At 48.1% G+C, this 18,378-nt stretch carries 11 protein-coding genes; 8 read left to right on the forward strand and 3 right to left on the reverse strand.

Annotated elements, in window-relative coordinates; all coding sequences use genetic code 11:
• Window positions 1-35 precede the first annotated feature (35 nt).
• Together WMO65_RS15565 and WMO65_RS15570 are read left to right on the forward strand one after the other, a co-directional pair.
• A complete protein-coding gene (locus WMO65_RS15565; RefSeq protein WP_243126002.1) occupies window positions 36-1,136 on the forward strand; it encodes a glycoside hydrolase family 172 protein in 1,101 nt (366 codons plus the stop codon).
• A 142-nt stretch (window positions 1,137-1,278) separates the two neighbouring features.
• Window positions 1,279-2,010 (forward strand): MEDS domain-containing protein, encoded by a 732-nt coding sequence (locus WMO65_RS15570; protein WP_033139958.1) that lies wholly within the window; start codon window positions 1,279-1,281, stop codon window positions 2,008-2,010.
• Between the two features lie 93 nt (window positions 2,011-2,103).
• On the opposite strand, the gene WMO65_RS15575 is transcribed toward WMO65_RS15570, so the two are convergent.
• From WMO65_RS15575 to WMO65_RS15585, 3 genes are read right to left on the reverse strand one after another with little or no spacing between them, the layout of a single operon-like run.
• Window positions 2,104-2,916 carry a dihydropteroate synthase gene (locus WMO65_RS15575; RefSeq protein ID WP_148391858.1) on the reverse strand — a complete coding sequence of 271 codons (813 nt, stop codon included), beginning with the start codon at window positions 2,914-2,916 and terminating at the stop codon, window positions 2,104-2,106.
• Between the two features lie 6 nt (window positions 2,917-2,922).
• On the reverse strand, window positions 2,923-3,573 hold the full coding sequence (locus WMO65_RS15580; RefSeq protein ID WP_054351372.1) for a cobalamin B12-binding domain-containing protein: 651 nt from the start codon (window positions 3,571-3,573) through the stop codon (window positions 2,923-2,925).
• A 13-nt stretch (window positions 3,574-3,586) separates the two neighbouring features.
• A complete protein-coding gene (locus WMO65_RS15585) occupies window positions 3,587-4,855 on the reverse strand; it encodes a uroporphyrinogen decarboxylase family protein (RefSeq protein ID WP_148391859.1) in 1,269 nt (422 codons plus the stop codon).
• 388 nt (window positions 4,856-5,243) lie between these two features.
• Here WMO65_RS15585 and WMO65_RS15590 point away from each other — a divergent pair, with 388 nt between their 5' ends.
• From WMO65_RS15590 to rpoC, 6 genes are all read left to right on the forward strand, one after another.
• Window positions 5,244-6,695, forward strand: a complete 1,452-nt coding sequence (locus WMO65_RS15590) for a Na+/H+ antiporter NhaC family protein (protein WP_148391860.1) — start codon at window positions 5,244-5,246, stop codon at window positions 6,693-6,695.
• 12 nt (window positions 6,696-6,707) lie between these two features.
• Window positions 6,708-7,871, forward strand: coding sequence for an NAD(P)/FAD-dependent oxidoreductase (locus WMO65_RS15595; protein ID WP_148391861.1), 1,164 nt, complete (start codon window positions 6,708-6,710; stop codon window positions 7,869-7,871).
• Between the two features lie 64 nt (window positions 7,872-7,935).
• Window positions 7,936-9,744 (forward strand): aryl-sulfate sulfotransferase, encoded by a 1,809-nt coding sequence (locus WMO65_RS15600; protein ID WP_033139952.1) that lies wholly within the window; start codon window positions 7,936-7,938, stop codon window positions 9,742-9,744.
• Window positions 9,745-9,827: 83 nt separating this feature from the next.
• The gene (locus WMO65_RS15605; RefSeq protein WP_033139951.1) at window positions 9,828-10,499 is read left to right on the forward strand and encodes a Crp/Fnr family transcriptional regulator; all 672 of its coding nucleotides are present in this window, start codon (window positions 9,828-9,830) and stop codon (window positions 10,497-10,499) included.
• A 229-nt stretch (window positions 10,500-10,728) separates the two neighbouring features.
• Entirely contained in the window at window positions 10,729-14,571 is a 3,843-nt protein-coding gene (rpoB, locus tag WMO65_RS15610; protein ID WP_033139950.1) for a DNA-directed RNA polymerase subunit beta, read from the forward strand.
• 15 nt (window positions 14,572-14,586) lie between these two features.
• Complete coding sequence (gene rpoC / locus WMO65_RS15615; protein ID WP_033139949.1) at window positions 14,587-18,300, forward strand: DNA-directed RNA polymerase subunit beta'; 3,714 nt, start codon at window positions 14,587-14,589, stop codon at window positions 18,298-18,300.
• Window positions 18,301-18,378 lie beyond the last annotated feature (78 nt).

Raw genomic sequence — 18,378 nt, forward strand, 5'->3', positions numbered from 1 at the left:
TTGGCTTCAGTATGTATAATGAAAAGGGTAAAAATATGGTCCTTGGAGAACTTGAGAATATTTTCAGGCTTAGAAACGGTTCTTCCCGTGCAATTACATGGGAGAACCGGACAGGAGAAAAAGGAAAAGGCGGTATGGCGGAAAGCGAGCTGGGACCGTCAAGAAAAGGCTCTCCCTGTGTGCCTGAGATAGCAGCGGGAGAAACGGTGACACTGGCTGAGATAATAGGTCCGGGCATTATTCAGCATATCTGGATGACTGTGACGGACCGTACCAGTGAGAGAAACAGATATGTACTGCGGGACCTTGTAGTCCGTATGTATTGGGATGACGAGGAGACTCCGTCTGTGGAAAGTCCTCTGGGGGATTTGTTCTGCTGCGGATTCGGTGTATCGTATCAGGTGAATTCACAGCCCATAGCAGTAAATCCTACCCGAGGATTTAATATGTATTTTCCTATGCCTTTTAGGAAAAAGGCAAGAATAACAGTGGAAAATCAGTGTGATGAAGATATTCCTGCATTTTTTTATCAGGTGGATTACTGCCTAACAGATGAGGTTACAGATGACGCAGGATATTTCCATGCACAGTGGAAAAGACAGCACATTACGGAGAAGGGAAAAGATTATGTGATTCTGGATAATGTACAGGGGAAAGGTCAGTATGTGGGTACATATATGGCACTGACTACGCTGGAACGTTACTGGTACGGAGAAGGTGAAGTGAAATTCTACATTGACGGAGATAAGGAATATCCTACAATCTGCGGGACAGGAACAGAAGATTACTTTGGCGGAGCTTGGAGTTTTGCCGGGCAGGAAGAAGGAAAGACAGTAGAGCAGATGTTCTGTACACCTTATCTGGGCTATCCTTATTATTCCCGCCATGACACATTCATACATAATGATTACCATAATGATGACCAGATGCCGCAGAGAAGCTTCTACAGATGGCATATCGCAGATCCCATTCTTTTTAAAGAAGATCTTAAAGTTACGATACAGCAGATTGGCGTGTACTATGGTGGATTGTTTGAGCGTCAGGATGATGTGGCAACTGTAGCCTACTGGTATCAGGCAGAGCCGCATGGAAAATTCCCGAAGTTTCCGGCAAGAAAAGAACGCTGGCCAAGATAAAATACAGAGATTTCCGTCTATGCAGCGAGTGCGTGGACGGAAATGCTTATCCTTTGCCAATGGGAGCTTTGTCGTCGACAAGAAAATTCATCTGTGATATGATAGAGGCAGATATATTTGTTTCACAGGAGGAGCAGAAATCATGGAGAAACTCTTGACGGTGACTGAAGTGGCAGCGTATCTGAGGACCACTACGACTACGATATACAGATGGCTGAAGCAGGGGAGGCTGTCTGCTGTTAAGATTGGAAAAGAATGGAGAATCAGTGAGGAACAGTTAAAATCTGTCATGAGCAGCGGCAGCAAGATATCCAATTCTCTGTGGGATAAACTGAATAAAAAGGAACACCTGCTTCTTATTACAGAGAAAGATTCTGAAATTACAGAATTTGAAGTCTCATTTTTCCGCCGGGCTCTCAGTGAGGGGGCCGGTATCATGAAAGGATGTTGGTGGCAGGAGACGGATAAGGTCTGTGAGCAGTATGAGAGAAACGGGCTGGATGTGAAGACGCTGGAAAAAGAAGGTCTGCTTAATGTGATTGATTTTCAGTCTTTGTATCGCAAGGAGGGAGTAGAAGGACCACTCCGGGCCTGGAGCGCCGGCATTGAAAGTGCCGTTGCAAAGGGGCATACCCGGCTGTGGGCATCCGGTTCTCCTGCAATGGACTGCATAGGCGGTAATGCGGAAGCCCTGCTTTCTTTTGAGGCCAGGCTGAACCAGGCAATACAGGATATGCCGGTTATCGGGATATGTCCATATTCCCTTGAAAATCCTGGTAACTATAAGAATTTTAGTAAATTGATATCCCTCATGGACTGCCATAGTGGTGTGGTATTTTACGGGAAAAATCAGTGTAAATTGTTGAGACAATGAATATAATAGAAGGAGTCCTCAAATGACAGTTTTGCCATTTGGGGACTCCTTTTATTATGGGGCTGATACTTATGCGGGCGTTGGTTTTGCATATTAACAGTCGGGTTTTTTGCGGCCGGTCATGCCTTTTCTGTAGGCATTGGTAAACCTGCGGCACAGACGGTCCTTTCCCAGCAGCGCATCCATGACAAGTCTGGATGTATACAGCTCCCGGCTGCATGGGTCCAGAATTGCTGAATCCAGCCCCAGAAAAGCGGCCACTGCGTAGAAATGCTGGTTGATCACCTGCCTGAGCGGCATACCAAAGGAAAGATTGCTGATGGCTGCAGTTATCTTAAGCTTCGGAGATAGTTTTCTTATACCCCGGACGGCCTCTGTAAAAACCACCATGGACTGGTTATTCGCAGAGATTGCAGTGAGCAGAGGATCTATATGTATTTGTTCCGGTTTCACGCCGTACCTGGCTGCTTTATCAAGTATGGCATCTGCAATTTTGATCCGGTTTTCTGCATCTTCGGGAACCCCGTCATCATCCGTTGTCTGTACGATGATCTGCCACTGTGTGTCTGATATCAGGGGAAACAGCAGGTCACATTTTCCTTTTTCCAGAGCTGCTGAATTGAGCAGCCCGGGTTTCTTTGTAAGGGTAAGCATTTTTTCCAGAACCTCTGCGTCCGGACTGTCAATGCACAGAGGAGTATCCACGGCATCCTGCACTTGGGCAATCAGCCATTTCAGAGTTCCGGCTTCATGGGCAGCGGCAGTCCTTGCACAGATATCCAGATAATCCGCACCTGCTTCGGTCTGTCTGATGGCCAGTTCCCTGATGCGCCGGCTGTTTTGAGTGGTGATATATTGTTTGATGCCGGGGATGGAACCATTTATTTTTTCACCGATAATTATCATATGATTTCACTCCTGGTGCTGACCGACCCAGCCAAGACATACGTTCACAGTCTCTGCGGCGTTGGTGGACCAGGCATCAGCGCCTGAGACCTGCATGGCTTCATAGCTTGCACATGCGCCTCCGATCGTGATTTTGATATGCTCTCTCAGTCCGGCTTCTTTTACAAGGTCAACAGTTTTTTTCATAGATTCCACAGCCATGGTGAGAACACCGCTGAGACCCAGAATATCGGGCTGCACTTCTTTTATCTTGTCGAGAAAAGCTTCCGGCGATACGTTGATACCCAGGTCATATACAGTGAATCCGGCTGCTTCCGCCATGCTCTTGAAAATATTTTTGCCAATGTTATGCAGATCGCCCTGGACAGTTCCCAATACAATTTTGCCGACCTTTTGTCTTGCGGCAGAGCCGATTATTGGTTTTAAGACTTCCATTGCCTCTGTGAGGAGTTCTCCGGCAAATATCAGATCTCCTACGAAATATTCTCCTGTTTCAAAACGCTGGCCAACTTTCTCCATGCCTTTCTGACATGCAGTGATGGCCTGGGCTGCTTCCTCTGTCTCAGGAGCACCTGCAACAAATTCCTGCAGCATGGACATAACCTTTTTTTCATCAAGTTCGCCGACTGCACTTGTGAGTGATGTTAAATCGATCATAATGGACCTCCTTTCACGGTTGGGTATAACCGCCATATCTGTGTACTGCCTCTGTCATTGCCAGTACATTTTCAATTTTCGCCGGACCTATGGCATTAAACGGCAGAGTAAATATAAAGCCGGCGGCTTTTTTCATCTCGGTCAGCAGTTTCTTGACCTGCAGGTCAATTTCCTGAACGCTGCCCCCGATCAGCAGTGAGGGCGAGATTCCTCCCGCAATGCACATGTGGTCTCCTATGATGTCTCTGGCTTTGACCGGGTCTGTCCTGTCGAACCAGGCAATCGCTTTACCTGCGGGAAGCTCCAGAAGTGTTTCCAGCAGATGATCATATGTACCCTGTAAGGACAGGAGGGGTGTGTACCCGGCTTTGATCAGTTCTTCGCAGAGGTATTTGAGATAGGGCCAGTGAAATTCTCTGTATTGTTTTTCCGACAGAAAACTGTTATACCAGACAGGGAAAAATACTCTTCTGGATCCGGTGAGCTGATAAGATATTTCACCTGTGGCTTTTCCTACGGCCAGAAGAATGGGAAGCAGAGCCTCACAGGCTTTGTGGACTTTGTCCGGTACCCGGTGGATATCCAGAATGACTTTATCAAAATCTCGCAGAAATGCCCCCAGCACGTCCAGGGGATTGGGGCAGATGGCCATATACCATGGCGGACAGTCCGCTTTTTTCATTTCCTGCGTAAATACCTGCAGGTCGTCAAGCGCTGTTCCGAGTTTCATGCCAAACTTCATGAGCGCACATATAGACTGAGAGCTGCCGGGTTCTTCAAGAGCACCATATACCCTGGGAACCACTTTGCGGTTCAGAAAACCGAGGGGGTCGTCAATAAACTCATCATACTCTTCGGAGGTCATGACCGGATTTTTGATTTTAAACTGGGATTCTGTGTCTGAGGGAATTTCTCTTCCTGGATGTGATGAATAATTGTCTTTTAGAATATCGTGTGCGAATCCGCCTCCTAGAACAGAGGCTACTGCTGTGTTTACTGCGTTTTGCGGATCAGTCCCTGCCAGGGATAAACCAAGTGTGACTGTTTCAAAAGTTCTGAGCATACATGCTGCGTCCCAGTTGAAATCTTTTGCAAATCTGACAGAAGCATTTTTGTATTTTTCCTGGTCGTAATACATGTCTTCGTAGGAAATATGCGAGTATTTTGCGGGGAAATACAAGGTGGCCGCGCCGATGGGCACCCGGTCAACCTTCTTTAGACCGGCGCATCTGTCGAGCCTGTCCAGTTTGTCGTTGTAACTGCTGCCTTCCATGTTCTTCATCAGATCCCCTCCTTATCTCAGTGATCAGAAGATTACTTGACAATAGTGCACCTATTCAGTCAACTGAATACGTACACAATAGTTACATAAATACTATCTTCATCATATAACATATTTAAATATATGTCAATGTATATATATGTATAATAAAGTACAATAAAATTGTCTATTTATACCAGTGAATGGAATGGGATGCAGAAAATGTTCTTGTTAAATTAAAGACCGATGATAACAGGATAAAAGAACCTGACATCGCCGGTTTTTTGTCGGTTATGTCAAAAAAACTGTGAGAATTTAAAAAAAATTGTGTAAGTGTTGGCGCGGAAACAGGTATTGTTTTTCAAGTGTGTTATACTTTTAACTATCTAAAGGAAACGGGGGTGGCGGCATGAAAACAGAAAAACCAAAACTGGTTTTTTGGGGGACACAGGCATTTGCCATGATGCCCTTTGTGCTGTACATACTGATAGGCGGAATATTTTCGGTGGGGTTACATTATTATTCAATGAAAGGGCTGATTTTTGCTGCAGTGATTTCTCTTCTGACAGGGTTTTTCCTGTGCAGGAACAAAGGGAAATACTGGGATTCTGTTGTGCATGGATTGGCGCAGTACGGAAATTCAAGGCTTATTTTTATTTTCCTGGTCATAGGGATTTTTTCCAAGCTTATGATGACGGGAAATATAGGGGGCGGATTTATCTGGCTGAGCCTTCAGCTTGGAATTACAAAAAGCGGGTTTGTGGTCTTTGCATTCCTGGCTTCAGCAGTGATTTCTATGGGAGCAGGTGCTCCGATCGCGGCATTGTTTGCGGTGATTCCCATTTTTTATCCTCCGGGAATACTTTTGGGGGCCAGTCCCTCTATGCTGAGCGGAGCGCTGATCAGCGGAATCTTTTTCGGGGATGCGCTGTCTCCCAGTTCACAGGTGATCAACACCACAGTGATGATACAACATGAACGGGGAACGGGAAGACCGGCCAAGCTTCTGACTGTTTTGAAACAGAGAACTCCTTATATTTTGGCTGCGGGAGCGGTCACAACGGTTCTGTACTTAATATTCGGTGCCGGGGAGGGCAGTGTGGGAGACATGACACAGCTTTCCCAGTTCTCGGATGCAAGAGGACTTTGGATGCTGGTACCTGTTGTGGTCCTTCTGTGTATCTGCTTTAAGACAGGAAACTTATTTGAAGGAGTTTCTTTTGCAATTATTACGGGCTTTGTATTAGGACTGATCACCGGTCTGTTCACATTTTCCGATATTGTGAGCATTGATTATGAAACGGCAGGGCTGAACGGAATTATATTTGAAGGTATTTATGGGATTATTGACGTGACAGTGTCCACCATTCTGCTTTACGGACTGATCGCAGTGGCAGTGGACGGAGGAATGCTGGAAAGATGCTGCAGCATTATCCTGTCAGGGAAATTTACAAAGACAAAACGGGGCGCTGAGACAGTTCTGGCTTTAGGAATAGTTATAGTTAACATTCTTCTTGCCGGCTGTGTGCTGCCGTCAATCCTGCTGTTCGGTGACATAGCGGACAGAATCGGACAGGAGAGCAGTATTTCTCCGGAACGACGGAGTATCCTGCTGACAGCCAATGCGACGAACTTCAGCTCCATCATTCCCATTAACAGCGCATTCGTTATGGGAAGTGTGACGATCATTAATGAGATGGTGCAGAAACACAGTTATCTGCCCACTGTGTCACCGTTTCAGATTTTCTGTTCTTCCTTTTACTGCCTGATCCTCACAGGAGTCTGCATCTTCTGGGTGGTCACGGGCGTGGGAAGAGAGGGTTCTTTAAAAACGGTTAAAGTGAAAGAAAAATTAGAATAGGAGATGAAAATTATGGAATCTATTTATGATCTGATTATCGTGGGCGGCGGGCCTGCCGGTCTTGCGGCTGCTATTTATGCAGGCAGGTCGGAGCGGAAAACGCTTCTTCTGGAAAAGGGAAGCTATGGCGGACGTATCAACGATACCTATGAAGTCCGGAATTATCCCGGCACGATTGTGGACAGCGGCCAGCACCTGATGGAGCGGTTCCGGGAGCACGCATCCAGCCATCCCACAGTGGAGCTGAAACGGACCACAGCGACGGCGATCAGCAAAGAAGACAATCTTTTCATTGTCAGCACAAAGAGAAGAGGAGATTTCAAGGCACGCAGTGTGATCCTGGATCTGGGCACCCGTCCAAGAGAACTGGGGATTCCCGGAGAGAAAGAGTTTGTGGGCCACGGTGTTGCCTACTGCGCCACCTGTGATGCGGAATTTTTCAAAGGCAAGGAGATCTACGTGCTGGGCGCAGGAGACCAGGCTGTTGAGGAAGCGGATTATCTAACCGGGTTTGCCTCTAAAGTCACGATCATTGTGCTCCATGAGAAAGGCCATCTTGACTGTAACGAGGTGTCCGCAGAACATGCCTATAAAAATCCTAAAATTGATTTCTGCTGGAGCTCCACTGTCCAGGAGATTAAAGGGAAAGACCATGTGGAAGCTCTTGTGCTGAAAAACGTTGAGACCGGTGAGGTCAGAGAAGTTAAAGCGGACGGACTGTTTTTCTTTGTGGGTATGGTGCCTCAGACAGAGCCCGTGCGTCATATGGTCACTTGTGACAGAAGCGGGTACATCAAGGTCAATGACAAGATGGAAACCAGCATCCCGGGGCTTTATGCAGTGGGCGACTGCAGGCAGACATTTTTGCGCCAGGTTGTCACCTCCGCGGCAGACGGCGCAGTGGCTGCGGTGGCTTCTGAGCGTTACGTGAAGGAGCTTGAGCAGATTGAGGGCATTTTAAGCCCGGATTCAGGGAAAATTGCCTTTGTGTTCTACAATCCATACAGCAATGAAGAGATTCAGGCAGTATCAGACCTGGAACAGCAGCTCAGGGGAGAGTGGAAGGTTTACCGTCAGGACATTACACGCCAGAACCTTCTCTATCAGGATCTGAAGATAGAGCACACGGTATCCACTGCGTTTTATGAAAACGGAAAATTATTGGAAGTAAAGTAAGTATTATCAACAGACAGGAACCTATTTAAAAAATATAATGATTAACTTCAGGAGGTAATTGATTATGGGTCAGCCACTTGTTTTTCCACACGGAGTCACTGTTTACAATCCGGAGAAATGCTGGAGCGGATATACGATCGTTCCGCTTATCAACGACGGCGTTCTGCTGTTCGACATGAACGGAAATGAGATCAGACGCTGGAATATGCATGCCATGCCGCCGAAACTTCTTCCGGGCGGGTATGTGATGGGTCTGTCAGGATACCGTCATCCTGATTACGGTATGCAGGACGGTGTCAACCTGATCGAGATCGACTATGACGGAAATATTGTCTGGGAATTTGACCACTTTGAGAACATTGATGACCCAGGCAGGGACCATCGCTGGATGGCGCGTCAGCACCATGACTATCAGAGGGAGGGAAATCCCGTCGGATACTATGTTCCGGGTATGGATGCAAAGCCCTTGGAAGGCAACACACTGATCCTGGTACATCAGACTATCAGAAACCCGAAGATATCCGATAAAAAGCTTCTGGATGATGCCATGATTGAAGTGGACTGGGAGGGCAACATCCTCTGGAAATGGTCCATCAGTGAACACTTTGACGAACTGGGATTTGACGAGGCCGCCAAAAACGCACTGTTCAGAGATCCGAACATGCGCTCCTCAGACGGCGGTGTAGGCGACTATCTTCATGTAAACTGCATGAGCTACCTTGGCCCGAACAAATGGTACGACCAGGGTGATATGCGGTTTAAACCGGAAAATATTATTTTTGACTGCAGGGAGGCCAATATTCTGGCTATCCTTGATAAAGAGACAGGAAAGATCGTATGGCGCATCGGACCTGACTTCAATGCCACACCGGAACTGAAAAAGCTGGGCTGGATCATCGGCCAGCATCATTTCCATATGATTCCGAAAGGGCTGCCGGGTGAAGGCAATCTGATGGTGTTTGACAACGGCGGCTGGGGCGGCTACGGGGTTCCCAATCCATCTGCTCCCATTGGCGTTAAGAACGCTCTGCGCGATTACAGCCGTGTGCTGGAGTTTAACCCGGTAACCCTGGAGGTTGTCTGGAAGCTGACACCAAAGGAACTGGGCCATGCGGTTCCCACCGACGCCAGCAAATTCTACAGTCCCTATGTCAGCAGCGCACAGCGCCTGCCAAATGGAAATACCATGGTTACGGAAGGCTCAGACGGCCGTGTCATTGAAGTGACACCGGATCATGAGATTGTGTGGGAATGGATTTCACCGTATTATACACACAATGAAAAAGGCCCGAAGAACAATATGATCTACCGTGCTTACCGTTATCCGTACAGCTATGTGCCGCAGGAGCCGGTTCCCACGGAGGTTCCCATCGCACCCATTGACAATGTGACATACCGGGTACCGGGTGCCGGAGCGTTTGGAGCAAAAAAAGTCATTGATATTGAAGGAACTTTGCCGTATTATCAAGATGTGGCACTTTGTGTGGCCACAGACGACGAAGAAGATGTGACACAGAGGGAGAAAGTCTTTGAGGTGAACAAAGATTTCTTCAAACCGGTGACCATGTCGAGCTGGAATGACGATGTCCTTAAAGTAGAAGGAAAACCGGTGCTTGTGCTCTTCGGTGCAGAGCGCTGTGTACACTGCAAGGCACTTCATCCTGTTCTGGAGGAAGCCCTCACAGAAGAGTATGAGGGAATGTACGAGGTGCGCTATGTGGATGTGGATTCCAACCAGGATCTGCTGGATGCGTGCCATATCGGAGGAATTCCCGTCGTTGTGATCTACAAAAACGGGGAAGAGGTCCAGAGATTTAATGGCGAGAAGGATTATGATGATTTGTGTGATATTTTGGACAGACCATTGGAATAAGCAGAATAAGACGCAGGGAGGAGCTGTTTTGACAGCCCCTCTTTGCGTTTCTTTTTTTGCGGGGAATGTTGGGAGGGGTATAAATGCATAGATTTTTTGAAGATCCGAAGATAAGCTGTCCGGTACCCTTTGCAGATCTCTGTGTGGGAAGCTGCATTTACCGGCCGTATATGAACCGAAAGACATATCAGAGGTCAGAGATCATATATCCTCAGGGCAGTAAGATCAACTCTTTTGGGATTGTGCTGGACGGCATTCTGAAGGCAGTAAGCCATACTGTCAATGGGGATGAGCTCTGCAACGCTTACTTTGAAAAGAATGATATTTTCCCGGAGCTTCTCTACTTTTCCGGTAAAAGGTATTACACCTATACCCTGGTGGCTGCCAAAAAATCCACGGTGGCCTGGATTCCAGTGGAGATTCTGGAGGAGATGCTGGAGCGTGATAATCTGCTGATGTATTCCCTTTTACTCTATATATCACAGCGGGGGCTGAAAGACCAGCTTTATCTCAACTGTCTGAATTACCAGACGATCCGTGAGAGAATTGCCTACTGGATCGTGGGAATGAACGACATTGTAGCGGGGGCGGCGATTCCCATGCCGGTTTCCCAGTCTGTAATGGCTAATATGCTCCATGTGAGCCGGTCATCACTGAACCAGGAATTAAAACTGATGGAAAAAGAGGGATTTTTCAGCATACAGGGCCAGGAAATGCATATCAAAGATGTGGAAAGGCTGCAGGAAATGTTGTGAAATTCGACAGAATATATAAGACAATTGTTCCCAAAAAGCGGGAAAATATTTTAACAAAAAATGGTTGACAGGCTTGACAGGGTGTGTTATAGTGAGAAATGCACTATTATGGCAAGTTATGCCTGTCGTTCTATTTATGATTGAAATTAACCTTATTAAAGGAAACTTTCGGTCAGGGGGCTCAGGTATAAGCATAATAAAATTAAAACATACAAGGGGTGAAACGTCAATGGAGAAAAATAGAATCCGTCCCATTACAACCGGTAAGAGCATGAGAATGACCTACCAGCGCCAGAAAGAGGTACTGGAAATGCCGAACCTCATTGAAGTACAGAAAGACTCTTACCAGTGGTTTCTGGACGAAGGTCTAAAAGAAGTTTTTGAAGATATCTCTCCAATCGCCGACTACAGCGGTAAATTGAGCTTGGAATTTGTTGACTTTACTTTGTGTGAAGATGAGGTAAAATACTCCATCGAAGAATGCAAGGAGAGGGATGCTACTTTTGCAGCTCCTCTGAAAGTAAGGGTAAAATTATACAACAGAGAGAATGACGAAATCAGTGAACATGAAATATTCATGGGTGATCTGCCGTTAATGACTGCAACCGGTACCTTCGTAATCAACGGCGCTGAACGAGTTATTGTCAGCCAGCTTGTACGTTCTCCGGGTATTTACTACGCTATCGCTCACGACAAACTGGGCAAAACCCTTTATTCCTGTACCGTTATCCCGAACAGGGGTGCATGGCTGGAATATGAGACCGACTCCAATGACGTATTCTATGTACGTGTAGACAGAACTAGAAAAGTCCCTATTACAGTTTTGATTCGTGCTTTAGGTATCGGCACGAATGCAGAAATTATAGAGTTATTCGGTGAAGAACCGAAGATTTTAGCCAGCTTTACAAAAGACACTGCTGAGAGTTATCAGGAAGGTCTGCTGGAGTTATACAAGAAAATCCGTCCGGGTGAGCCGCTGGCTGTGGAAAGCGCAGAGAGCCTGATCACCAGCATGTTCTTTGACCCAAGACGCTACGACCTGGCAAAAGTAGGCCGTTACAAATTCAACAAAAAGTTACTGCTGAGAAACCGTATCTCAGGCCATATGCTGGCTGAGGAGGTTGTGGACACCACAACAGGTGAGATCATGGCAGAGGCCGGCACAGTTGTAACAAAAGAACTGGCTGACCAGATCCAGAACGCGGCAGTTCCTTATGTATGGATTCAGGGTGAAGAGCGCAACATCAAAGTCCTTTCAAGCATGATGGTGGATATCACCAACTATGTGGACATTGATCCTTCTTCCGTGGGAGTGACAGAACTTGTTTACTATCCAGTTCTGGCTAAGATCCTGGAAGAGAATGAGGATATTGAGGATATCAAGGACGCAATCCGCCGTGAGATCCATGAGCTGATTCCAAAGCACATTACAAAAGAAGATATCCTTGCTTCTATTAACTATAACATGCATCTGGAGTATGGTCTGGGCAATGATGACGATATCGACCATCTGGGCAACAGACGTATCCGTGCAGTGGGTGAATTGCTGCAGAACCAGTACAGGATCGGTCTTTCCAGACTGGAGCGTGTGGTTCGCGAGAGAATGACAACACAGGATATGGAAGGTATCTCTCCCCAGTCCCTGATCAATATCAAACCGGTTACAGCAGCCGTGAAGGAATTCTTCGGTTCCTCCCAGCTGTCACAGTTCATGGACCAGAACAACCCGCTGGGTGAGCTGACCCATAAGAGACGTCTTTCCGCACTGGGCCCCGGCGGTCTGTCACGAGACCGTGCAGGTTTCGAGGTTCGAGATGTACATTATTCCCACTACGGAAGAATGTGCCCCATCGAGACTCCTGAGGGTCCTAACATCGGTCTGATCAACTCCCTGGCATCCTATGCCAGGATCAACCAGTACGGTTTTGTGGAAGCGCCGTACCGTAAGATTGACAAATCAGATCCGAAGAATCCGCGGGTTACAGATGAAGTTGTCTATATGACAGCAGATGAAGAGGATAATTATCATGTGGCACAGGCCAATGAGCCGCTGGATGAAGAAGGACACTTTATCCATAAAAACGTTTCCGGACGTTATCTGGATGAAACACAGGAGTATGAACGTAATATGTTTGACTACATGGACGTGTCTCCTAAGATGGTGTTCTCTGTAGCTACGGCCCTGATTCCCTTCCTGCAGAATGACGATGCCAACCGTGCGCTGATGGGATCCAACATGCAGCGTCAGGCTGTGCCTCTTCTCACCACAGAGGCTCCTGTTGTAGGAACCGGTATGGAAGTGAAGGCAGCCGTTGACTCCGGCGTCTGCGTAGTGGCGAAAAAAGCCGGTACCATAGAGTGCGCAGCGTCAAAAGAGATTGTTATGCGCAATGATGACGGTACAAAAGATACTTACCGCCTGACCAAGTTCATGAGAAGTAACCAGAGCAACTGCTACAACCAGAGGCCTATCGTGACCAAAGGCGAGCATGTGGAAGCAGGACAGGTGATCGCTGACGGTCCGTCCACCTCAAACGGTGAGCTGGCGCTGGGCAAGAACCCGCTGATCGGCTTCATGACCTGGGAAGGTTACAATTACGAGGATGCCGTCCTGTTAAGTGAAAGACTGGTACAGGATGATGTCTATACTTCTGTCCATATTGAAGAATATGAGGCGGAAGCCAGAGATACAAAGTTAGGGCCGGAAGAGATCACACGTGATGTTCCGGGTGTTGGTGATGATGCGTTAAAAGACCTGGACGAGCGCGGTATTATCCGTATCGGTGCTGAAGTCCGCGCAGGTGATATCCTGGTCGGCAAAGTAACTCCCAAGGGAGAGACAGAGCTGACTGCAGAGGAGAGACTGCTCCGTGCTATTTTCGGTGAGAAGGCCCGTGAAGTGCGTGACACTTCCCTGAAGGTTCCTCACGGTGAGTACGGTATCGTTGTGGACGCAAAAGTATTTACGAGAGAGAACGGCGATGAGCTGTCTCCGGGCGTAAATCAGGCAGTCCGTATCTATATTGCCCAGAAGAGAAAAATCTCTGTTGGTGACAAGATGGCCGGCCGTCATGGTAACAAGGGTGTTGTTTCCCGTGTGCTTCCTGTTGAGGATATGCCGTTCCTCCCGAACGGACGTGCACTGGACATCGTACTGAACCCTCTGGGCGTGCCTTCCCGTATGAATATTGGACAGGTGCTGGAGATTCATCTGAGTCTTGCAGCAAAAGCCCTTGGATTCAACATTGCCACACCGGTATTTGACGGTGCCAACGAGAATGATATCCAGGATACTCTGGATCTTGCAAATGATTATGTGAACATGGAATGGGAAGACTTTGAGGCGAAGCATAAAGATACGCTGCGTCCGGAAGTTTTACAGTTCCTTTACGATAACAGAGCTCACAGAGAACTGTGGAAAGGCGTGCCGATCTCCCGTGACGGTAAAGTAAGGCTCCGTGACGGACGTACAGGTGAATATTTTGACAGCCCTGTAACCATCGGACACATGCACTACCTGAAGCTGCATCATCTGGTAGATGATAAGATCCACGCACGTTCCACAGGCCCATACTCCCTGGTAACACAGCAGCCTCTGGGTGGTAAAGCTCAGTTCGGCGGCCAGCGTTTCGGAGAGATGGAGGTTTGGGCACTGGAGGCATATGGTGCTTCCTACACACTGCAGGAGATCCTGACAGTGAAATCCGATGATGTGATCGGACGTGTGAAAACTTATGAAGCGATTATCAAGGGCGACAATATTCCGGAGCCTGGTATTCCGGAGTCCTTCAAGGTGCTTTTGAAGGAGCTGCAGTCCTTGGGTCTGGATGTCAGAGTCCTCAGAGAAGACATGACAGAAGTGGAAATCATGGAGAATATCGACTATGGCGAGACAGATATGCGCTCCATCATTGAAGGTGATTCCAAACACCGCGGCGAAGAAGATTACGGAGACTACGGATTCTCAAAACAGGAATTCGAGGGTGAAGAATTAGTAGACGTGGAGGATGAGCCGGAAGAGGATGAAGAAGCATTCTTGAGCTTAGATGATGATACTCTTGTCGAGGAGTAAGGAAAGGAGTCCACAATGCCAGAAACAGCAAATAAAGAGGCATATCAGCCAATGACCTTTGATGCCATCAAAATCGGATTGGCGTCCCCGGAGAAAATCCGGGACTGGTCCAGAGGCGAGGTTAAAAAACCGGAAACCATTAACTATAGAACCCTGAAACCGGAAAAAGACGGCCTGTTCTGCGAGAGGATTTTCGGACCGAGCAAGGACTGGGAATGTCACTGCGGTAAATACAAGAAGATCCGTTATAAAGGCGTTGTCTGCGACCGATGCGGCGTTGAAGTAACAAAAGCCAGTGTCCGCAGGGAGCGTATGGGCCATATTGAACTGGCAGCACCGGTCTCCCACATCTGGTACTTCAAGGGTATCCCGTCCAGAATGGGACTGATCCTGGATCTTTCCCCAAGGTCCCTGGAGAAAGTTCTGTACTTTGCCAACTATATTGTTCTGGATGCAGGCACCACGGAGCTGCAGTACAAACAGGTACTGACAGAGAAAGAGTTCCAGGATGCCAGAGAAAAATACGGCGACGGCGCGTTCCGCGTAGGAATGGGCGCGGAGTCCATTATGGAACTGCTGGAAGCCATTGACCTGGAAAGAGAATCCAAGGAGCTGAAAGCCGGCCTTAAGGATTCCACAGGACAGAAGCGTGCTCGTATTGTAAAACGTCTTGAGGTTGTGGAAGCCTTCCGTGAATCCGGAAACCGTCCGGAGTGGATGATCATGACAGTGGTACCTGTCATTCCGCCGGACCTTCGTCCTATGGTTCAGTTAGACGGCGGACGTTTCGCAACATCTGACTTAAATGATTTATATAGAAGGATCATCAACAGAAATAACCGTCTGAAGAGACTGCTTGAACTGGGCGCTCCTGATATCATTGTCCGCAATGAAAAGAGAATGCTTCAGGAAGCTGTCGATGCCCTGATCGACAACGGACGCCGCGGCCGTCCGGTCACAGGACCGGGTAACCGTGCACTGAAATCCCTTTCCGATATGCTGAAAGGTAAATCAGGACGTTTCCGTCAGAACCTTCTGGGTAAACGAGTTGACTACTCAGGCCGTTCCGTTATTGTAGTTGGACCTGAACTGAAAATCTTCCAGTGCGGTCTGCCGAAAGAGATGGCAATTGAGCTGTTCAAGCCCTTCGTTATGAAAGAGCTGGTAAGCAACGGTACTGCTCACAACATTAAGAATGCCAAGAAGATGGTGGAGAAGCTGGAACCGGAAGTATGGGATGTACTGGAAGATGTCATCAAAGAGCATCCGGTCATGTTAAACCGTGCTCCTACCCTGCATCGTCTGGGTATCCAGGCATTTGAGCCTATTCTGGTTGAGGGTAAAGCAATCAAGCTGCATCCCCTTGTATGTACCGCGTTCAACGCCGACTTCGATGGTGACCAGATGGCGGTTCATCTTCCTCTGTCCGTTGAGGCGCAGGCAGAGTGCCGTTTCCTGCTTCTGTCTCCGAACAACCTGCTGAAACCGTCTGACGGTGGTCCGGTGGCTGTTCCTTCACAGGATATGGTTCTCGGTATCTACTATCTGACACAGGAGAGACCGGGCGTTAAGGGTGAAGGCAAGTATTTCAAGAGTGTAAACGAAGCCATTCTGGCTTATGAGAACGGATATATCACACTGCAGACCAGAATCCATGTGCTCTGCAGCAAGACCCAGCCGGACGGCACAGTATTGGAAGACATTGTGGATTCCACACTGGGACGTTTCCTGTTCAATGAGATCATTCCGCAGGATTTAGGTTTTGTGGACCGTTCCGTTCCGGGCAATGAGCTGAAGCTGGAGGTTGACTTCCTGGTAGGCAAGAAACAGCTCAAACAGATTCTGGAGAAAGTAATCAATACCCATGGCGCTACCAGAACCGCAGAGGTGCTGGATAAGATCAAAGCCACAGGATACAAATACTCAACCAGAGCTGCCATGACCGTATCTATCTCCGACATGACTGTGCCGCCTCAGAAACCTGAGATGATCCAGAAGGCACAGGATACGGTTGACCTTATCACCAAGAACTTCAAACGTGGTCTTATCACGGAAGAAGAGAGATATAAAGAAGTCGTTGAGACATGGAAGAAGACTGACGATGAGCTTACCAAAGCCCTGCTGACAGGACTTGATAAGTACAACAACATCTTCATGATGGCTGACTCCGGTGCCCGTGGTTCCGATAAGCAGATCAAACAGCTTGCCGGTATGCGTGGTCTGATGGCCGATACAACAGGTCACACCATCGAGCTGCCCATCAAGTCCAATTTCCGTGAAGGTCTGGACGTACTGGAATACTTCATGTCCGCCCATGGTGCTCGTAAAGGTCTGTCCGATACAGCTCTGCGTACCGCTGACTCCGGTTACCTGACAAGACGTCTGGTTGACGTTTCCCAGGATCTGATCGTCCGTCAGGTGGACTGCTGTGAAGACAAAGGCGAGATTCCGGGTATGTGGGTGAAAGCCTTCATGGACGGAAGGGAAGAGATTGAAAGCCTTCAGGAGCGTATTACAGGACGTTTCTCCTGCGAGACCATCAAGAACGCCAAAGGCGAAGTGATCGTCAAAGCAAACCATATGATTACTCCGAAACGTGCCGCACGTGTGGTAAAAGAAGGGGTAAAAGAGAATGGGAAACCATATGATTCCGTTAAGATCCGTACGATCCTCACATGTAAATGCCACATCGGTGTCTGCGCCAAGTGTTATGGTGCCAACATGGCAACCGGTGAGCCGGTACAGGTGGGTGAGTCCGTAGGTATCATTGCAGCCCAGTCTATCGGTGAACCAGGTACACAGCTTACCATGCGTACCTTCCATACCGGTGGTGTTGCCGGCGGCGATATCACACAGGGTCTTCCCCGTGTGGAGGAGCTTTTTGAGGCAAGGAAGCCGAAAGGTCTTGCCATCATCACAGAGATTAAAGGTGTCGCCACACTGAAGGATACAAAGAAGAAACGTGAGATCATCGTCACAGACAATGAGGACGGCAACTCCAAGACTTACCTGATCCCTTACGGTTCCCGTATCAAGGTTCAGGACGGACAGTATCTGGAGGCCGGTGATGAGCTGACAGAAGGTAGTGTCAATCCCCATGACATTCTGAAGATCAAGGGCGTCCGCGCTGTTCAGGATTATATGATCCAGGAAGTACAGCGTGTATACCGTCTGCAGGGTGTTGAGATCAACGATAAGCATATTGAAGTTATTGTCCGCCAGATGCTGAAGAAGATTCGCATCGAGGACAACGGAGATACAGAATTCCTGCCGGGAACCCTGGTTGACGTTCTGGACTATGAGGAAGAGAACGAGAGACTGATCAAAGAGGGCAAAGAGCCGGCAGATGGAAAACAGGTTATGCTTGGTATCACCAAGGCATCCCTGGCGACCAACTCCTTCCTGTCCGCAGCTTCCTTCCAGGAGACCACAAAGGTTCTGACAGAAGCTGCCATCAAGGGCAAGATCGACCCGCTGATCGGTCTGAAGGAGAACGTAATCATCGGTAAACTGATTCCTGCAGGAACAGGCATGAAGTGCTACTCCAACATTAAGCTGGATACAGATCTGGCTGAGGATGAAGAGGAGTACGAGGATGAACTTGAACTTGCTGAAGCCCTGGAAGAACTTCCGGCGGAGGATGAAGAGGAAGCTGTTCAGCTGACAGATGAGGTTGATGAGGTGGAACTTTCCGAGGAGGAAGAGGAAGCCGAACTGACAGAAGAATAATGCTATAACATACAAAAGACCGCTTTTCCGGAAAATGACCGGAGGAGCGGTTTTGTATATTCAGGTTATGCAGTCTTT

This window comes from Blautia caccae (assembly GCF_040095955.1).
In the GTDB taxonomy this organism is placed as follows: Bacteria; Bacillota; Clostridia; order Lachnospirales; family Lachnospiraceae; genus Blautia; species Blautia celeris.